This window comes from Phycisphaerales bacterium AB-hyl4 (genome assembly GCA_041821185.1).
Lineage (GTDB): Bacteria > Planctomycetota > Phycisphaerae > Phycisphaerales > Phycisphaeraceae > Natronomicrosphaera > Natronomicrosphaera hydrolytica.
The window spans coordinates 147866-166149 of sequence record JBGUBD010000006.1 but is presented as its reverse complement, the minus strand read 5'-3'; the positions used below and the strand labels follow the sequence as shown (position 1 = coordinate 166149).

Annotated in this window: 13 protein-coding genes; 6 read left to right on the top strand and 7 right to left on the bottom strand. The window is 61.9% G+C overall.

Going from position 1 to position 18284, the window contains the following annotated elements; all coding sequences use genetic code 11:
• Window positions 1–68 precede the first annotated feature (68 nt).
• Window positions 69–1190: a sialidase family protein gene (locus ACERK3_11200; GenBank protein ID MFA9478860.1), complete on the top strand. Its 1122-nt coding sequence runs from the start codon at window positions 69–71 to the stop codon at window positions 1188–1190.
• Between the two features lie 51 nt (window positions 1191–1241).
• Here ACERK3_11200 and ACERK3_11195 read toward each other — a convergent pair whose 3' ends face one another.
• Entirely contained in the window at window positions 1242–2039 is a 798-nt protein-coding gene (locus tag ACERK3_11195; GenBank protein ID MFA9478859.1) for a helix-turn-helix domain-containing protein, read from the bottom strand.
• 109 nt (window positions 2040–2148) lie between these two features.
• On the opposite strand from ACERK3_11195, the gene ACERK3_11190 reads away from it, so the two are divergent.
• From ACERK3_11190 to ACERK3_11175, 4 genes are all read left to right on the top strand, one after another.
• Window positions 2149–2871 carry a phytanoyl-CoA dioxygenase family protein gene (locus ACERK3_11190; protein MFA9478858.1) on the top strand — a complete coding sequence of 241 codons (723 nt, stop codon included), beginning with the start codon at window positions 2149–2151 and terminating at the stop codon, window positions 2869–2871.
• 40 nt (window positions 2872–2911) lie between these two features.
• A complete protein-coding gene (locus tag ACERK3_11185; protein ID MFA9478857.1) occupies window positions 2912–3781 on the top strand; it encodes an HpcH/HpaI aldolase/citrate lyase family protein in 870 nt (289 codons plus the stop codon).
• A 119-nt stretch (window positions 3782–3900) separates the two neighbouring features.
• On the top strand, window positions 3901–4353 hold the full coding sequence (locus ACERK3_11180; protein ID MFA9478856.1) for a hypothetical protein: 453 nt from the start codon (window positions 3901–3903) through the stop codon (window positions 4351–4353).
• A 381-nt stretch (window positions 4354–4734) separates the two neighbouring features.
• Window positions 4735–5493, top strand: coding sequence for an NAD-dependent epimerase/dehydratase family protein (locus ACERK3_11175; protein ID MFA9478855.1), 759 nt, complete (start codon window positions 4735–4737; stop codon window positions 5491–5493).
• Here ACERK3_11175 and ACERK3_11170 read toward each other — a convergent pair.
• The 4 genes from ACERK3_11170 to ACERK3_11155 form a co-directional block, all read right to left on the bottom strand.
• Complete coding sequence (locus ACERK3_11170; protein ID MFA9478854.1) at window positions 5490–8756, bottom strand: LamG-like jellyroll fold domain-containing protein; 3267 nt, start codon at window positions 8754–8756, stop codon at window positions 5490–5492. The two genes, ACERK3_11175 and ACERK3_11170, sit on opposite strands and share 4 nt — an antisense overlap.
• 91 nt (window positions 8757–8847) lie before the next feature.
• Window positions 8848–10656, bottom strand: coding sequence for a fibronectin type III domain-containing protein (locus ACERK3_11165; GenBank protein ID MFA9478853.1), 1809 nt, complete (start codon window positions 10654–10656; stop codon window positions 8848–8850).
• 137 nt (window positions 10657–10793) lie between these two features.
• Entirely contained in the window at window positions 10794–11546 is a 753-nt protein-coding gene (locus ACERK3_11160) for a prepilin-type N-terminal cleavage/methylation domain-containing protein (protein ID MFA9478852.1), read from the bottom strand.
• A 108-nt stretch (window positions 11547–11654) separates the two neighbouring features.
• The gene (locus ACERK3_11155) at window positions 11655–12359 is read right to left on the bottom strand and encodes a hypothetical protein (GenBank protein MFA9478851.1); all 705 of its coding nucleotides are present in this window, start codon (window positions 12357–12359) and stop codon (window positions 11655–11657) included.
• A 123-nt stretch (window positions 12360–12482) separates the two neighbouring features.
• On the opposite strand from ACERK3_11155, the gene ACERK3_11150 reads away from it, so the two are divergent.
• Complete coding sequence (locus ACERK3_11150; protein MFA9478850.1) at window positions 12483–13640, top strand: substrate-binding domain-containing protein; 1158 nt, start codon at window positions 12483–12485, stop codon at window positions 13638–13640.
• Between the two features lie 16 nt (window positions 13641–13656).
• Here ACERK3_11150 and ACERK3_11145 read toward each other — a convergent pair whose 3' ends face one another.
• Window positions 13657–16662, bottom strand: coding sequence for an FAD-dependent oxidoreductase (locus tag ACERK3_11145; protein ID MFA9478849.1), 3006 nt, complete (start codon window positions 16660–16662; stop codon window positions 13657–13659).
• A 353-nt stretch (window positions 16663–17015) separates the two neighbouring features.
• The gene (locus tag ACERK3_11140; GenBank protein ID MFA9478848.1) at window positions 17016–18014 is read right to left on the bottom strand and encodes a heparinase II/III family protein; all 999 of its coding nucleotides are present in this window, start codon (window positions 18012–18014) and stop codon (window positions 17016–17018) included.
• Window positions 18015–18284 lie beyond the last annotated feature (270 nt).

The window sequence follows — 18284 nt, the reverse complement described above, 5'->3', positions numbered from 1 at the left end:
CCACCTGTTTGCAGCGGTAACGTCATGCCGGCCATCTAGACCTCCACGGGTCAAGGAGTCGTTCGGATATGGTTACAGACCATCAAGTCGATCTCGCGCCAACAGAATGTATCGTCGCCTATGAAGCTCCCGGTGAGTATGCGAGCTTCCCCCAACTGGTGCGGACGGATCAGTCTCTGGTAATCGTATTCCAGATGCAGTTGCTTGAAGGTCTCAAGGAAAAAGACCTGCATCCGCACCATCAGCCCGTATGCCAGCTCCGTTATCTCGAGTCGCGTGACGACGGCAGGACATGGTCCGCGCACAAGACCTGCCCGGCGTTGGGAAAAGTACTCGACATCAGCTATGGAAGCGCTCCACGGACTGACGGTGGTACGGTCTCACTGACGTTTTCCCAAGACCGACCGATGAAGGCGATCATCGAGCACGGTCGAATAGGGACGCGACCCTATCATGTGAAAAACGCCGATCCATCCCAGCAGCATCCGATTGACGATCTTGGGCCTTACGACCACGCTTTACCCTTCGGCATGACGAGGCTGCCGAGCGGTGACATCGTCGCGGCATGTTACATGCTTCGCGACAAGGCGAAACCGCCGGGACAGAGCGGCACCGTGATGTTCCTGACCAGCCAGGACCAGGGGGTGACCTGGCGATACCTGTCGGGTATTCAGAACAACAACCTCTTCACCTTCTCCGAAACCGCGATCCTGCCCGTGGCGAACGGTGAACTCCTGGCGGTGCTCCGGACGGATTGGGGTGATACGCCTGCCGAGCAACGGCCGGAAGATGCCAGCAGGGGCTACGGGTATTTTCTGTACCAGTCCAGATCGTCAGATGGCGGGAGGCAATGGTCAAAGCCGGAGCAACTGCCCATCTGGGGCCACCCTCCGCATTTGCTGCGTCTTCAGAGCGGCAACATTCTGATGGTGTACGGCCATCGTCGTGAACCGTACAGCATTCGGGCTGTATTGAGTCGTGACGATGGCAAGAGTTGGGATATGTCAACTCTGCGTACGCTGCGAACGTTTTGCCCCGGCCATTATGATTTGGGCTATCCCGTTGCAACGCAAGTCTCGGATGGCGCGATCATCTGTGCCTATTATGGCTACAGCAACGATGACATGAGCCTGTACTCACCGCACAGCATCTATGTAAACCGTTTCACCGAATCGTGGTTGCTGCCCTGAAGTGTCCTCCATAAAGGCCAGAAAGGTTATTGGTGTAGAGAAAACTCCAACTCATCCTCGCAAGATGAATCGTTGCCGATAGCGTGCCGGCGTCACACCGACCGCTTTGCCAAAGGCGCGATAGAAGTTGGCCAGATCGCTGTAGTGCAACTTGTGAGCGATCGTTTTGATCGGCCACGCCGTTTCGCGCAAGAGGCGCTGGGCCTCCTGCAGGCGCAAGCGTTGCACATGTCGGCCGGGCGAGACGCCGAACACCGCGCGGAAGCGGTGGCTGAAATGCCCGGGGCTCAGGTCCATCTGGCGGGCCATCGCTTCGACGGTGATCGGCTCGGTGACGTGCTGACGTAGCCAGGCATCCAGCGCGTCCCACGCCTGCGGCTGGGCGGGCAGCGCCTGCGATTCGACCGTTTTCAACTGGCTGAGGATCAGCGTCAACCACGCCACACGCATCTCATGCACCGCCTGCGTCTGTGGCTCAAAGGCGAGCGTCAGGGCACGATGGATGTCGCCTCGCACCTGGGCGTGCGGACGAAGCCGCACCGGCTCGTACCCGCTGCGCCGATGCACCAGTCGTTGCAGCACGCCCGGCAAATCCTCGGCCGAATCCTCGATCGCAAAATGCTGCACCGACACCCGGCATTGCGGGGTGATCGGCTCGCCTGCGAAGCGCGTAAAAGGATAGATCAATACCCCCGCGCCGACAGCAAGGCGAAGCGTGCCCTGGTCCTCGAAGCGCAACTGCAACTGCCCGCCATGGACGCACAGCAGATCGAAGCGATCCCACCGGCAGGAGGGAATCGGCCGACGGGGCGTGAACGTACCCCAACCGTGGTCAAAGAAGCCGATCATGCCCCTATCTGACAATAAACCGCAGGAAATGACAATAGCGATGGTTTTTAAAAGCGGGATAATGAACTTCGTAATTGCATCGCTCCACCACATTTGACAAGGACGCACCATGCCTCAGGATTGCCAGGAACTCGTCGAAACGTATCAAGCGGAAGGTGTCATCCGCGTGCGAAAGCTGTTTGACGCTGATCGCATGGCCGGGATTCGCCAGGCGCTGGATCGCTACAGCAAGCAGATCGCCCCCACGCTGCCAGCGTCGGATGTGACGTTTGAAGCCGACGGCCAGAGCGTGCGCAACCTCTGGCGGATGGAGCAGCACGATGCGTTTTTCAGCGACTTGGCTGATGATGCGCAACTGCTTGAACTCGTCCGCGAGCTGGTGCAGGGCGAGCCGGTGCTGATGGCGGTTGAGACATTCAACAAACCGGCGAAGACCGGTTCGGGCGTACCGGCGCACCAGGACAACGCCTACTTCTGCCGTACGCCGCCAGACGTGTTGACGGTGTGGGTGGCGGTGGACCCGGTGACGTTGGCCAATGGGCCGGTGTCGTACGTGCGTGGCTCGCACAAGCTGGGGATGCTGCCGCACAAACCCTCGGGGGTGGCGGGCAACTCGATGGGGCTCGATGCGCCATACGACGACAGCGATCCGTTTGTCGGGACGCTGGAGCCGGGCGATGCGCTGATGCACCATTGCCAGAGCATTCACTACAGCGCGCCCAACACCACTGACCAGTCGCGTTGCGGGCTGCTGATGGTCTTTCGTGCCGAGCATGCCAAGGTAGATTCACAGCTTAAAGGGCAGTACGCCCTGGGCGGCCCAGCAACGTGAGCGTCGTTTAGCGTGTAGCGGTTGTTATGGAGTGAGAGCGATGCGAAGCAGTCGGGTCATTTACAAGTGGGCGCAAGGGCTGCCGTGCCTGGGCGTAGCGGTGCACTCGACCGACGCCAGCATCTACGAACTGGTGTCGCTGATGGGCTTCGATGTGATCTGGATGGATCTGGAGCATCACGCCCACAGCGTGCAGACCGCCGAGGGCCTGATGCGGGCAGCCCGGCTCGGTGTCAGCGACATCATGGCCCGGCCGGCCAAGGGCGAGTTCATGCGTCTCGGCCGACTGCTGGAAGCCGGGGCCAACGGCATCATGTACCCGCGTTGTGACGATGAGGTGGAGGCGAGAGAGGTGGTGCGCTGGAGCAAGTTTGCCCCCTTGGGCGAGCGGGGCCTGGGCGGCGGCGGGCCGGATGTGCCCTACGGCTCGATGCCGATCGAGCTTTACATCCAGCAGGCCAACGCCCAGACATTCATCGCCATTCAACTTGAAAGCCCGGCGGCGGTGGATCGCGCGGAAGCAATCGCCGCCGTCGACGGCGTGGACCTGCTGTTTTTCGGCCCCGGCGACTATTCCGTTCTCACCGGCGTACCGGGGCAGGTGCGTCACGCGAAAGTCGACCAAGCGGTGGCCCGCGTCGCTGAGGCCGCCGCCGATACCGGTCGACGCTGGGGCACGGTGAGCTTCGGGGTGGAGCACAGCCAGATGCTGCTGGAGTTGGGGGCCGCGATGATCGTGCCCGCCAACGATATGGACATGCTCGGCCAGTGCATGCGCCAATTGCAAAGCACCTATGCGAGCTTGTCCTTTTCGTTTGAGAGTCGATTGTGCGAACACCTTGCCGATCAACCTGCTTCCAAACCACCAAGCCGCCCCGAGCACCAGGAATGCGTGAGTGGAGCGAAGTAGTGCCAACGGTGTTGGGGTCTACCAATTCGCGTCATCGTTTCCCCACTTGGTTCTGCGGCAGGACCACCGCTCGCCGAGGTCTTGAGGGCGGTATCGCTGATGCATCTATCGACCGAATTATGGTGCTGGATCAGCCGCCACGCCCAGGCTGGACTGCGGTGCAGCCAACGGCAGAATCGCCGCAACGTCTTGATCTGGCTCTCGACGGTCTGCAGGGCGATTTTCTGACCCTTGGCTCCGGGCCGGCGGCTTGCAGGCCGACGCGTCCAATACCGGACGATCTGCCGCAGCACGTCCATGTTCACTTGAGCCAGATCCAGATCGTCGACGGCGCATTGCAGCCGTCGGGTCCGAGCCGCTTCCCGTTGAGCATGCTCGGTGCCGACGTCCTGCTGCTCGACCACGTAGGCTTCCATGGCCACGTAGAGCTGCTGCCCCGAAGGCGAGGCCGCCAGTTCGACCTGCCCGATACTCTCGGCTGTGGCTGCCTGCTCGGCCAGAAGGGCCGCCCCGCTTCTATCGTAAAAAATCCGGGGGCTAAGCTGGCAGCGACCGGTGATGTGTTTATGTAAGTCAATAAAAAAAGCCGCACTTGAGTTCAAGTGCGGCCTGCGTGGAACGTGGAGCCGAACGGGGTCAGCTTTTTACGCGTTCGCCGTCGCTCGAGATGCCATGCAGACCTTTGTTTTTAATAGGTTTGAGGCTAAAATCGGTTTTGTTGAAGCAGTGGAAAATCTGCTGGCGTAAGACACTTTTCTAAGACACCAAGACGGATAAGACACCGACTCCGCGCCGGCACAGTACACAGCTACTGCTCCGTCCGATCCGCCTGACCGAAACCGTCAGCAACTGCTCTTCCCACCCGCGCTCTGCCTGCACTCAAAGCACTTGGGGCCACAGGCGTGCGTAACAACTTGCCACAGTTGGCGCAGTTCAATCGGGCCCCTTGTGCCATGAGCCGACGGGGGGTCGACCTCGATGTCGCCTCGGTGCAGGGTGACTTCGCCCGCTTTGAAGACCTGCGGCAACTGGACCGCTATGAGATCGAAGCGGTGGTTCACCTCGGCGCGGTGACCGGCGGTTGCAGTGAGCATGACGCGATGGCCGTCAATGTCGAGGGCACGCGCTGCCTGATGCGATACCTGATCGACTGGGGTTGCCGACGGTTCGTCTTTGCCAGTTCGATCGCGGTGGTCGGCTTGCAGTCGGCGGACTTTCGTCCGCGCAGCTTTCCTATTGCCGACGAGCATCCCTGCGATGACCGCGACGGCTATGGTTTCTCAAAGTATCTCATGGAAGAAGTCTCACGCTATCACCATCGACAGAACCCGCAGATTGACGTCACCAACCTTCGGCTGGCGGCGATCCGCCCAGACGACGTGCCGCCGCCGACCGAGCACGGCGGTCCGCCCGGGCCTTGGGCGCTGACGAAACTGGCGCGGATGAGTCTGCGTGACGCGGTGGACGCATTCAAGGCGGCGCTGACTGCTGCCGAGCAACCCGGCGTTCGCGTGATGAATGCGTCGGCTGAAACCGCATGGGCCGACCGACCCACGGCGGAGGTGCTTCGCGCCTGGTACGGGCCCGATGTTGACCTGTCTTATTACGAACAACCGGGCAATGAACGCCGAGGCGTGTTTGACGTGCGCCGCATCCGCGAAACACTCGGCTTCACGGCACGCGACATACCCCAAACGTCGGCAAGCAGCTAATCCCGCTTCCCGAACGCGTCACGGTCCAATGGCTGATGCTCGCGCTGCCATTCAAAGATCGACGGCGCTTCCGGTTGCGGCCGATCGGGCGTGGTGAAATCGGCGTAAACCGTGTTGCCCTCCGCGTCGACCTGACCGCTGCCGCCGATCAACGGCTCGGTCAGGCCGTAGAACGCGTTGTCTTTCACCTCCCACCCGACACAGTCCGGCGTCGCCAGCCAGATCGGCGCGCCCACCGGCGAGCGAATGGCGAAGACATTGCCCTGGATCACATGATCGAAGCTCCCGTCTTTCCCGCTCACGGCCTGCCCGTGCTCAATCACAAAACGGTTGTGAAGGATCATCCACGCTTCGTTCATACCGCCGAACCACACGCCGGTGCGAGGCGAGCTGACGTCGTTGTTATACACCACGTTCCGCGGGCCTTGCGGGCCGTGCTGCGTCGCCGTGGCCGAGGCGAACAGCCCGAAGCCGTAGCCGCCGGTACCGGTGCGCGACTCGATGATGTTCTGCTCGTACAGGTTTTCACTCGTCCAGCCGGCGTGCCATTGTGCATCGCTGCCGTGAAAGTGACTTTTGCGGATCACGTTGCCCGACGCGGCCCACTGTACGTTGGGGGCGTGGCGCATATCGTGTGTCGTGATATTTTCCATCAGTCCGTCATAGCTGCGCTCGAAGCCGACGTACGCCGCAGCGCCGCCGCCGGTGAACCACGTCCCGTCGAACATTGCGTCGCGTACTTCAATGTGCTTGCTGTCGATCACGTGTACGGGATGTCGCCCCGCCTTGTGAATCTCCAGATTCCGTGCCCACGATTCCCATGCGTAAGCGAAGCTGACGCCGTTGACGAACACTTCATAGGTCTGCTCGATTGAAAGGTCTTCAACGCCGACATTGCGCACCGGCTTGATCTGCTGAACATACGAACCGTCCACGGTAGGGAACGCGATTCGTAGCGGTTGGTTGAGATAAACCGTTCGGCCTTCCACACCGACCACGCGATACTGATTCTGACGATACACTCCGCCGCGTTGCGGAACGGTGTTGTGTACTTTCCTGTTCCACCGATCCGTCGCCGGCGCGGTGATTTGAAGGTAATCGCCTGCCTCGAACGTCGGCTCGACCTTGAGAGTCACCTGCGTCTGACCCCGTTTTGCATCTTCCGCTAGCTCAAGTTGGTCGCCTGTCATGCCTTGGCCGAGCACGACTACCGCCGCGGGCTGAGCGTTGTACGAGGCCATATAGACATGTCCCGCCGGCTCGTCCTCGCTTGTGCGAACGTGATGCGTCTGCTCGACCGTCGGCTGCCCGTCTTCATACCGGGCAACGACCCGCACCTCATATTCGCCGGCCCCGAAGCGCGAATTGATCGCCGCCACCGGCAACTGGACCCAGGAGTCGCCGCGTCTCCGCGCGTAATCACCCATGACGCGCATCTGTTGATCGTCAACAAACAACTCAAGCGATACGAGGCCCGGCTGCGAGACCAACGCTTTGATCAACGCGTTCGCGGGCAACTTGTGATCCGAATCGTGCGGCCGATAGCGCAGGCCCGGCTCGGAGGTGAACAGTCGGCTCTCGCCCGCTGGCGCGTGATAGCGGAACCGTATACGCGTCTGCTCAGGCCCCGCCCCGCGAAGGACAATGTTGTCCGCCCCGATGAACACGGGATGATCCAGCGTGTACTCGCCGGCTTCGAGCAGCAGCACGCCGCCGCCTTCGCCCGCGAGTTGATCGATCGCACGTTGCAGTGAAGCCGTCACGTTGCCCCCCGGTTCACCGCCGAAGTCGCTGAGCCGATGGGTGACGGGCTTGTCGGGAATACCGTCTTCAAGCCCCGCCCATCGCCAGTCCGGATAGACCAGGCCATCCGGGCCCACCACGTCGGCGTCCGTCAGGCGATCGTGCTCGTTCGGCCGAATGCGATACGTCCCCGGCCAGGGCGGACCGGCCTCCTCAGGCTCGGCCAGCGATCGCGGCGTCACGCCGGCATGGCTTAACGGCACCCATGAATCAGGCATCTCAGCAAGCGCGGTGAACTCACGAACCAACCGCCCCGCATCGTCATAAACACGAAGAAAGCTCAGACGCGGATGGTTGTGATCGGAAATCTCAAGCAGCTCGATACGCAGTTGGCCGTCATCGCCCACTTGAACATCGAAGTCCGCCACCGCCGGCCGAGCGAAGCCGAACTGCTCGTTCAGGTTCAGGCCCTCAATGACAAGCTCGCCATTGGCTCGAACGTCGAACGCCCGCACCATTTCTTCGCTGTGAAGCTCGGCGTTGCCGAGCTCGACCTTGTATTCACCGGGCGACAGTGCATTGAATCGAACCGTCATCTCGCCGTAAAGATGGGCCTGGAAAAGCGCCAGTTCATCATCAGGAATATGGATCGACTCGGTCGTGGCCTTGAAAAAACGAGGCTCACCCTGCAAAGCGCCGGCGGCTGTATCTTTCTGCCGAAGCGTTTCCAGTTGCTCGGCGGAAAGCGCGCCGCTGTTGCCGTCGCGATCGCCGAAGACGCGAATATTGTCCATCAAGCCGCGAAACGGCCGATCGCCCGCGTAGCTGTTGCCCACCGTGAACGGCTGCGTCACCACGCCGATGGGCCCTTCCAGCGGCTGACCGGCGACATCGACCGCCTCCACCGCACGATGTCGCGTGCCGTGATAGAACCGCACCGGATCGTCGCCGCGCGTCCCGTCATACGTTACCGCAAAGAAAACCCACTCGTCGGCCTCACGATAAAGCCCCGCCGAATCGAAAGTCACCTCATTCACACGCATCCGCAACGCGCCTTCGTCGCTGGCAATCAGCGAAAAGCCACGGTCGGTCTGTCGCCATTTCAGCAGGCGCGCGTAAGCATTCAACGGCTCGTCGGCCGACGTCCGGAACCACCCCTGCAAGGTGAATGAAAGCAGGTCACGCAACGCATCGGCCTGTTCCACAACACCGCGTCCGCCCTCCTCCGGCCGATTGCTCACGCCGCCCATCCCCGTCGCAGCCATGTTGTCGAACGCGCAATCGCCAGGCAAGCCCGTCACCCCCGCACCATCATCCGACAACAACTCAACCACCTGATCGTCCGCATCAAGAAACTTAAACGGCGCATCCGATTGCCCGCTGCTGCGCACTTCGTCCGCACGCTCGGCGTCAAAACGATACTCCAGCACAGGCTCGGGCAAAGGCGACGCAAAGCCCGCCTGCGCGAGGCCGGCAACGGTGAGTAGGAAAATAGGCCAACGGATTGACGGTTCGTTCATGGGACAACTCTCTACAGGATATCTGGTGACCGGAATCCCGCCTGCTCGTCGTTCATCGGGCGAGAAGCAGGCCGGCGAATCGTATCGCGATCTACTGGTTGGGTGGGCGAGGGATGTAATGGTCGATCAGGTCGCCATCTTCGTTGATGACTTTGTAGTCCTGGGATTGATCCTGAATCGTGACAAGTATCAGATGCCGGACGGATTCCGCGCGGGTGAGATACCAGGTGTCCTCGACGGAATGCACCTCGCGCAGCCCCACGCCCCACGCGCCGTCGCCGATGTAGACGATGCCGTCTTCATGCTCTTCGTTGTTTCGAATTGGAACCGTGCGTTTGTAAGTATGGTCATGGTTTTCGAACGCCACGCGGATGCCGTACTGTTCAAACAAGGGCACCCAGTGTTGTCGAACCCTTCCGCTGACGTACTCGCTGAAGTCGCGGGCCGAGGGATAGGCGGGGATGTGGTAGACGGGGAACAGGTGGGGGACGTCTTGGCGGTCGGTGAGTTCTTCTTCCAGCCACGACGCCTGCTTGCCATGTACCGGGCCCGCATGGTCCGTGTCGAGCAGGATGATGCTCATGTAGTCGCCGAAGTCCAGCGTGCCATAGCCGGGGTGGCCGGGAAAGGCGAAGAGGTTGAAGTAATAGGGCGCGATATCTTCACGAAAAGCATCCGTGTCTTCGTAACCTTCTTCCCCGCGACCTTCGCCGCGGTATCGGCCACCGCGTATTTCGTGGTTGCCGATGCCGACGATGATCGGCACGACCCGGCCGTCTTCGTCAATCAGCGTGTTGTAATTGACCTCGAACCACTCATACCAGCGGTAGAGGTTTTCCTCTCGCCCGTCGGCATACGCAAGGTCGCCGCCCCAGACAATGAAGTCGAGATCGTAGCGCACGGCCTGTCGGTTGGTCTGCTCCATCCACGCCTTCCGCGTTCGCGTATCACCACCGGCGGCGAAGCGAATCGGACGGTCAGCCTCGGCAGGCATCGTGCGGAACGCGTAAAACCGACTGCTCTGCCCCTGCTCGGAACGATAGATGCGAAAGCGGTAATTCGAGCCTGGCTCGAGGTCGATCAACTCCACCGTGTGAATGTGGCGGTCGGAGAAGACCATGGGGTGGCTGACGCCTTCGGTGCGGCTTAGGTCTTCACCACCCCTCGGGCCGTACTCGATCATCACTTCGTCGTCCGGGCCTTCAGTGTGCCACTGAATGGTCATCGTCGTGGTGGGATCGCGCTGCCAGGTCAGGTAAAGCGCCGCGGGTTTCTGAACGTCTTTCGTAATGCTCAGGCGAACGCCGAGGCAGATGTCCGAACTGCCGGCGGTATGGTTGGCAACCATCACGGCCAGCACGTTGCGTCCTTCGCGCAAGTGCGATACGTCAATCTCGAAAACGTCCTGCTCCACGCTCGGGTTGGTGAAGCGGTCGGCTTCCGTGCCGAATCCGATCTCGCCGTCCGGCATCAACTCGCTTCGGCCGATCTCTTCGCCGTTGAGGTAATAGATCGCCCCGTCGTCGATGATCTGATCCAGCCGCAGGCGAACGCCGTCGGTGCGCCCGGCATACTCGAATTCCTTGCGGAAGTAGTAGGTGATCAGGCTTTCCTGCAACCGCGTTTGCAGATGCGGGCTCGGCCATCGCGCGCCGCGGTTGCCGGGCGCATAGCCCAGCAGCGCCGGCCCTTCGGACCAGTCGCTGTCGTCGTAGTCGGGTTGTTTCCATGCCGTGCCGAGGTCTTCGTCGCCATCGTGGTACCGCCACTCGGCGTCAAAATCGATCAGCACGTCGCTCTCGGCCGGCAGGCCTGCGAGCACGGGCAGGCTGAGAAAAAGAACGGCCCCAGACAGTGCCGCGGTCGTCGTGAGATGCATGATGGCCCGGTGAATGTTCATGGAATGCGTTCCGTTCTTTCAACACAGGTGGCACGGCCGCGCACGAGGGAATCGCCGAGGCGGTGATCTCCCTCACAATTCGATTGCGATAAAGTCGACGCCAATGGCTGGCCACCATTCAAGGACAACGAACACCGTTACCGGATGTTCGGTTCCCACATTCGGCGGTCGTTCATTACCACCGTATCCCGCAGCGTAGCGGCGACGTGGCCGTCGAAGTAAAGGATGTTGGCGGCGCCAGCAGCCGGGGTGCCGCCGTGGCGATAGGCGGTCTCGAACCGCGTCGTAAACATCTCGCCCGCGTACTCATCCTTCGCACCATGACTGATCTGAAAGTGCAATGAGTCCGCCTGGTGAATCTTGCGAGACGCGGACATGATCCGATCCTGGTGATGTCCGAGATAGTCGGCGGCCCATCCGTCGTAGGCGCCATCCACATATTCCTCGTTCATGGTCCGGTTGTAGCCATAGGATCGATCGATTCGGGCAATGCCCGTCTCGTCCTCACCTGCAACAGCCTCCCCGCGAGCGTACGTCGCGTCAGGGCATGAATAAGTCTCCGGCCAGCGCCAGTTCCGCACGGTGTGGTCCACGCCGATGGCGCTGCGCAGATGCGGATTGGCATACCAATAGGAGCGGTTGGCCGCGGTGCGTTCGCCGTCGGTGGTGATGATCGGCGCGTACCAGCCGTCGTAGTCGCTGGCATAAATTTCCTGGGCGACGCCGAACTGGCGGAGCATGGACATGCACTGGGCGGCGCGGGCCGTCTGCCGCGCCGAGCTGAGGGCGGGTAGAAGGATGGCGATAAGCAGGGCGATGATCGAAATTACCACGAGAAGTTCGATCAGCGTGAAGGCTGCGGTTGTTTTGCGAAACTGATGGAGCGACATCCGACACCTCATTGGAATGAAAGGCGCGCCTTCGGCGGAGGGGGCGCGCCGGATGGATCACGAAGTCGGCTTGGGCGACGGAAACACCGCGCTTCCGGGTCGGATGTCTTAGTTATCGGCTGACCGACGTCGCCGCCCAAGTAGCAGCAAGCTGCCAAATCCTGCGAGCATGGCCGAGGCCGGCTCGGGGATGACGCCGTTGATTTCGAAGTTCGTGAACCGCATGTCGTAGCCGCCCGTGTTGATGCTCGGCGTCCACACGTAGAAACGGAACGTCACCGGCTCGGTCACCTCCGTCAGGTTCAGGTCGTAGCCGGTGGGCGTAAATTCTGCAGCGGTGCCGTCCGGCGTATCAACGGTCCCCACGTGTACCCAGTCCGTTTCAAAGTCGCCCGTCGGCTCGCCGACGCTGTAGTACAACGCAAAGCTGCGATCCTGGCTGGTGCCCCCTCGACGGTACTCAAAATCAAAGCGGGCAATTGACTGGAGCGCCGCCTCCGGCGTCAACGTGAACTGGCCGTACACGCCGGTGGCGATCGCCTCGGCCTCAGTGGTCGGGGCGCCAGCCACTTGCGAGGCATAACGCACGGAAACCGCATCCATCGACTGGAAGTTGTTCACTTGCGTATTTTCGCCGGCTCCGTCAGCGTTGAAAGAATTTCCGCTCACCCCCTCGGCCTCGAAGCTCGGGGCGAAGCTGTCGTCTTCGAACGTGTAGCCGAGAAGCAGGTCGGCGTCAGCGGTGGCGGCGATTCCAAAAGTGCTGCAAGTGGCGATAGTTAACGACGCTAGAAACGTTTGTGGACGCATCATGGTTCCTCCTCGATGTGATTTAAAAGATCAAAGACCGGTAGAGTATGTCACAAGCGTCCCGTCGGGAATATAGCATTTTGTGTATAATTTCTTTCGATTCGTCCCACTTGGCCGGGAGATGGCATGAAGAAAGTCGGCCTGCTTCTAACCATCTTTTCGACCCACACGCACGAGGCGATGCGCGGCATCGCCACCTACGCCGGCCGATACGGGGCGTGGCAGATTTACACCCGGCCGCAGACCACGTTCGGCTTCCTGCCGGACCTTGAGCATGCCGACCTGGATGGGTTGATCGCTTACCAGCAGCCGCACACCGACGTTGAGCCGCTGCTCCGCCGTGGCGTGCCGGTGGTGAACATGTCGACGCGCGTCGTTCCGCTGCCGCAGGTCAGCGTGGTTTCGGACAGTCAGGCGCTCGGCCGACTGGGGGCGGCGCATCTGCTGGAGCGAGGGTTTCGCAAGCTGGCGTTTTGTGGTTTTGAGAACGAGCCGTTTTCGCGGGATCGTCTGCTGGGGTTTCAAGCCGGCGTGCGGGAAGCGGGTCTGGAGCTGGCGGTCTGGCTTGACCCTGGTGGACCGAGCGCCGCGCCATGGCCGGCGGAGCGGTTGGCCGCGCTCGATCGATGGCTGCGATCGTTGCCCGCGCCCGTGGGGGTGATGGCCTGCAACGACACGTGGGGGCAGCAGGTGCTCGCGGCGTGCAGCCGGGCGGGTCTGACCGTGCCCGAGCAGGTGGCGGTGCTGGGCATCGACAACGACGATGTCATCTGCAACCTCACGAATCCGCCGTTATCGAGCATTGATCGCAACGTGTATCAGCTCGGTTATGAGGCGGCTGCGCTGCTGGACCGGTTGATGGCCGGCGAGGCGCCGCCAACGACGCCGATGCTGTTACCGCCGAGGCGCGTGGTTGCTCGGCGATCGACGGACGTGCTCGCCATTGAAGACGAGCAGGTGCGTGAAGCCGTGGCGTTCATTCGGGCGAACTATGCCAGCCCGATCGCGGTCAAACACGTTTGCGACGCCGTCACCTCCGCACGCAGTTCGCTGCTGCGCCGCTTCCAGCATCAACTCGGTACGAGTCCGGCGAGATTGATCAATCAACATCGGATCAATCAAGCGCGCGAGCTGCTCGTTGAAACCGATGCCGACATGCCGAGCATCGCCACCGCCTGCGGGTTCGCCAACGCCAACCACTTCAGCACGGTTTTCCGCCGCCTCGCGGGCATGCCCCCCACCCAGTACCGCAAAGAAAGTCGCGGCCAGAACGTGCAAAGCTGACGCGACAGATGAAGCGTCAATCACTTGCCGTTTGCAGCGAACGTGACGCGCGGATCGGCTCGAAAGAACGGCGGACCGCCGCTCGCGGGTCGTCGAAACAGGCAACGACCTGCACCGGCAAGGGCAGGTCCGCCAGCCGGGCAAGCCGGGCGATCACCAGGTGCAACTGCCAGAGGTGACTTTCATACGGCGTAAGCACCGCCTCCGGCCGACGACGCGGCGAAGCGGTCGGCTCGGCTTCGGCTTCGTCGGCCTTGTTCAGCATCTGACCAATGCACCGGCCGGGCACGACAAAACTGCCCGGCACCGGCTCGCGCAGCAACCGTTCGATCACCTGCTTCACTGCCTCGGTGTCCACGACGCGGCCCGACTGCACCAGGCGTTCAAAGGTGAGCCCGATGGCGGTGCGCACGTTGAGCATCAGGTCCGGTTGACCGGCCAAGTCGAGCAAGGCGGGCACGCAGGCCGACGTACCGCAGGCACGCAGCATCGAAACCGCAGTCAGCCAGTTGGGGACGAGCCGGTGGTGATGTTCAGGCCTGGCGCTTTGCTCAACGCCCGGCTTGAGGTTTGTGAGGTGACGGTCGGTAAAGTCGTCGTAGCCATACTCGCGGGTCGTGATCGCCCGAATCAGCCGCGGCTCGGCGGTGGCGTCGCCCCACATGGCGGCGATGCCCGCCGACAGCCAACTGACGTGCGGGTTGTCGCTTTGCAAATGCTCCAGCACGGCCGACCGAGCGCGCTCCGGCGAACGGTAGAGATACCACAGCGATGCGTGTGCAACCCCTCGCGCCAAATGGTCGAGCCCCTGCTCGATCTGCTCGTCGTCGATCGGCGAAGCCAACGCTTCCGCCTCAACGACAAGATCGTCGAACACGTTCGTGTTCGCGCGCTTGACATCAATCGCGCCCGTTTCGGCCAGCCTGCTTTGCAACTCGCTTATGGGCAGGTCGCGGGCGGGGAGGCGATGCGCCACCGCCAGTGCCGCGGCATGGCCGGCCGCTTCACCGACGCGCTGCATGTCCCGTTGCATGCGGCAGGTCGAGTGCGCGTCCATTGTGACGCCCAACGCTCGCGAGGCGATCCAGACATTATCCAGGTCGCGCGGTACGATCATGCCGTAAGGCATCTCACAAGCCAACCGTGTCCGCCACTGGCGGCAGAGCCAGACCCAGAACAAACCTTCATCGCTTTCAAACTCAAAGTCGATCGAATGGTTGTCGTAATGGGCGCCGGTGAAGCCGATCACATCCGCGAACTGCCGACGTTCGATCAGGTCCGCCATGGTGAGCATGTACCGCGTTTCGATCTGTCGGCCCTGCCGCAAGCCAATCGCCGGCGCGATGTAGGTCGGCCGAGTCCAGTTGCCATAGCTGTCGCGCAGGTATTGGCAGACGCCGACGACGCGCGCCCGACTGAGGTCATCCGGATCGGTCGGATCGACCCAGCCGGCGTCATAGTTGGTGTAGCGCAACAGAACGCGCTGTTGCTTTTGCTTGTCCTGCGCTTTCAGACAGCCGGCCGACTGGCTGTAAGCGTGCAGCAGGCCATCGCCCTCGCGCCCCAACTTGAAGTGAGCGCCGGCCAGCGCACACAGGTCGCCGTCGCCCGTGCCGTCAATCCATCCGTCGGCCTCGATTCGACAAGGCCCCTCCGGTCGACTGGCCAGGATCGCCTGCACCCGTTGCCCCGAGCGTTCGACGTCGAACGCCATCGTCTGCGGCAGGAAAGTGACGCCCGCTTCGCGCATCATTTGTTCCAGCGCGGTCTTTTTCGCGTCCGGGTGGAAGCCGTGTACCTGCTGCGTTCGGCCGAACACCGCCATGGTCTCGCGCACGCGCTGGTCCAGTTCCGCCTGCATGCCGCCGGGCACGCCGAAGTAGTAGAGGTGAATCGCGCCCCCCGCACCAATGCCGCCGGGGAATGGCAGTGCGTCGAGGCAGATGACACGTGCCCCCGCTCGACCGGCAGCGATCGCGGCCACCGCACCGCCCGTCCCGCCGCCGACGACCACTACATCCGCGGTGAGTTTGTGCATGGAACCGACAGGCAGCGCCCCCTCCACGGGCAAGTCAGAGGAGGCCGAGGCCGTTGACGGGTCGGCCAACGCGGATGCGGCACGCGCGCCAAGTCGAAAGCGTTCCGCCAGCGTGAACACAGGCTCGGCGGTCATGGCCGGCGAGGCCGGGGTGACATTGCCCGGCAAGGCCGGGTTAACAATGGCAGCGTCGGCGGAACGCTCGTACGTCGGCAACGCCACCGCACTGACGTGGCTGACCACCGCTTCTTTCATCACCGCAGCCGGCATCGCCTGATATAGCGCCTGCAACGCAGGGTGAATCGCCGTTCGCGGCGCGTTGGAATCGCCCGGCAGGTCAATGCAGAACAACCGTTCAGTTTCCCAGAACGAACGACGCCACGTAAGCTTCACCCCCGCCAACGCGTTGGACAACGCGAGAGGCGCTTCGATCGACGCGGGTAAGTCGGCTGGCCAGGAATGGTGTTGCAGGAAGACGTGCAGCAACTGTCGGCTCGGCCGACGAAATGCAGGCGGGTCGGGCAGCAGCGCCAGCAACTCACCGTGCTCCGTCGCGTCAATCCACTGCCGCGCGGCGATACGGCGTCGGCCGGCCTTGGTCGCCACCGTGATGCCGACCAGCAGATCGTCGGCCATCTGCACACCAACCACGCCGGCGTAATAGAGCACCGGCAGCGCGTCGTCTGCAAGCTGACTGCTGGCGACGATTTCGGCAATCGCACCATCGAGATAGTCGTCGTCGGCCGACCCACGCCGTCGAACCTCATCGACCAGCGCATGCCAGAGTGGATGCTCCTCACGACCGGCCTCGGACATCAATGCCCGCCCGCTCTCCCACAGCAGGTCACCGCCCCGGTCGATCAGCAGCACACGCCGACCGGCGGCGTGAAGCGCACGCGCCGCGGCAAAGCCAGCATAGCCGGCCCCGAGTATGGCCACATCGTGAACGTGATCAAAACAGGACTGCCATGTTTGTGTCGGCACGAAAGGACTCCATGGTGCGGGGGGAATGGGTTGCTTTCATTCAACTCACACTCTATCCCTTTTACACGTCGCGAAAAAGGCACGTCCGCAACGGCCCGCCGTGCGCCCTCCCGCCGTGCGCCCTGAAGATTGCGCGGGTTTATTGGAAGACCGAAGACATGCGCATAGATCACTAGTCGGATTAAAACCGCCACAGTTTTCACAACGTGGGGCGGTTATTCAGCCTCAAAGATACCACCGACGCGGGGTCGGGCTATGCCGAGGATAAGACGGACCTCAACGACCTGCCCAATTGGCAGCGATCGGGGGGCGAAGCCGCCCGCACGATCGCTGCACACGCGCCGTTTCAACACTTATCGCTCCGGAAGCATGGAACGATAAACCGGCTCTCCTTCACTGTAATGCACGTACTCGATGTGCCCGGCAGCTCCGTTGGCTTTTCGTGCCGTCTCAGAGATCAAACGGAGTTCGTCCCGCCATCCGTCGCCGTGCACGGTCAACCGTGTGGCGCCTTCGTCATTGTGCTTTTGAATCCGGATGGTGGACCCGGGCGGCTGCTCTGATCGGGGGACAACGACTGTGACATACTCGGTGGCCCGACGAGCTGAAGACGTTGTGGCCTGCAGTTTAAAGGAACTCCCCCACTCGCCTTCGTTCGGCCCGCCAGGGGAATAGGAATACCCCGTGTGCATGATGCCATCGCTGACCGTTGGCTCGTCAGTCTCAGTGCCTGCCAGCCAGAGGCGGAGCGACCCGCCGGGGCGGGTGAATCGCCATTGGCCGTCGCCGTACGGTTCGATTTCACCTTGATCGTCATAGTTTGCAAAATGCATCTGCCATTGAACAGATGCTTCCTGACGCAGCTTGATCTCATCCCAGATGAGGATGTAGGTTGCATCGCGCACGAACAGAACATGCCGGCTGACCAGTTCCGGATCGTCGAAGTAGGAGCCGGTCGCGTCGCTGACGAGATACATCAGCATCTCGTCTTCGTGTGTGCGGATGATCTCGGCCTGGCGCTCCCGGACCTGATTGCGTTCGTCGAGGGTGATCGTGTTCTGGCTGGTGGTCCGCCAATCCCATTCGCGTCGCAACGGGCTGCGATAGCTGGCCCGGCCGGGCACAGCGATCATGTACTCCCCATCGACGAATAGTGCGATGGCATTGCGATTGGGGACATCATGCGAATAGCCGGTGCGGGCGGCGCCGCCGCTTCGAATGCCAAGCACGACGTCGTTGGCCATGGTCCAGCCGCTACGGAGCACGGCGACCCCATTGTCGAACGTCTGAACGCGGGGCCAGTTCAGGTCGGCCGGTGCCGTCGGTTCGGGCAGCGCATCGTCATCGGCCATCAAGCGAAACAGGAACGTAAAAAAATCATTTGGTGCCGACCACTACGCGATTCAACTCATCATTGCCGGATCCTATCGCAAGGTGTTTTGGCACAATTACTTGCGTCGCCATAGCGTGTGATACGTCTATCGGCACCGTACTTCATCAGTTCATTTGACGCCAATTTCAGTCTGAATCACCCCCCTTTCCGCAGCCGCTCGACGAACTGCCTGACTTCCTCGTCGCTGAAGTTGCCGGGCATCTTCCCGGCTTCGCCCGGAATCCGCTAA

What these genes read in the sequence shown, in the direction of transcription:
- ACERK3_11180 (MFA9478856.1), top strand. Translation starts at nt 3,901, where the DNA reads ATGGTGCTGGATCAGCCGCCACGCCCAGGCTGGACTGCGGTGCAGCCA.
- ACERK3_11140 (MFA9478848.1), bottom strand. Translation starts at nt 18,014, where the DNA reads ATGGCCGATGACGATGCGCTGCCCGAACCGACGGCACCGGCCGACCTG.
- ACERK3_11195 (MFA9478859.1), bottom strand. Translation starts at nt 2,039, where the DNA reads ATGATCGGCTTCTTTGACCACGGTTGGGGTACGTTCACGCCCCGTCGG.
- ACERK3_11155 (MFA9478851.1), bottom strand. Translation starts at nt 12,359, where the DNA reads ATGATGCGTCCACAAACGTTTCTAGCGTCGTTAACTATCGCCACTTGC.
- ACERK3_11165 (MFA9478853.1), bottom strand. Translation starts at nt 10,656, where the DNA reads ATGAACATTCACCGGGCCATCATGCATCTCACGACGACCGCGGCACTG.
- ACERK3_11170 (MFA9478854.1), bottom strand. Translation starts at nt 8,756, where the DNA reads ATGAACGAACCGTCAATCCGTTGGCCTATTTTCCTACTCACCGTTGCC.
- ACERK3_11200 (MFA9478860.1), top strand. Translation starts at nt 69, where the DNA reads ATGGTTACAGACCATCAAGTCGATCTCGCGCCAACAGAATGTATCGTC.
- ACERK3_11175 (MFA9478855.1), top strand. Translation starts at nt 4,735, where the DNA reads ATGAGCCGACGGGGGGTCGACCTCGATGTCGCCTCGGTGCAGGGTGAC.
- ACERK3_11160 (MFA9478852.1), bottom strand. Translation starts at nt 11,546, where the DNA reads ATGTCGCTCCATCAGTTTCGCAAAACAACCGCAGCCTTCACGCTGATC.
- ACERK3_11150 (MFA9478850.1), top strand. Translation starts at nt 12,483, where the DNA reads ATGAAGAAAGTCGGCCTGCTTCTAACCATCTTTTCGACCCACACGCAC.
- ACERK3_11190 (MFA9478858.1), top strand. Translation starts at nt 2,149, where the DNA reads ATGCCTCAGGATTGCCAGGAACTCGTCGAAACGTATCAAGCGGAAGGT.
- ACERK3_11185 (MFA9478857.1), top strand. Translation starts at nt 2,912, where the DNA reads ATGCGAAGCAGTCGGGTCATTTACAAGTGGGCGCAAGGGCTGCCGTGC.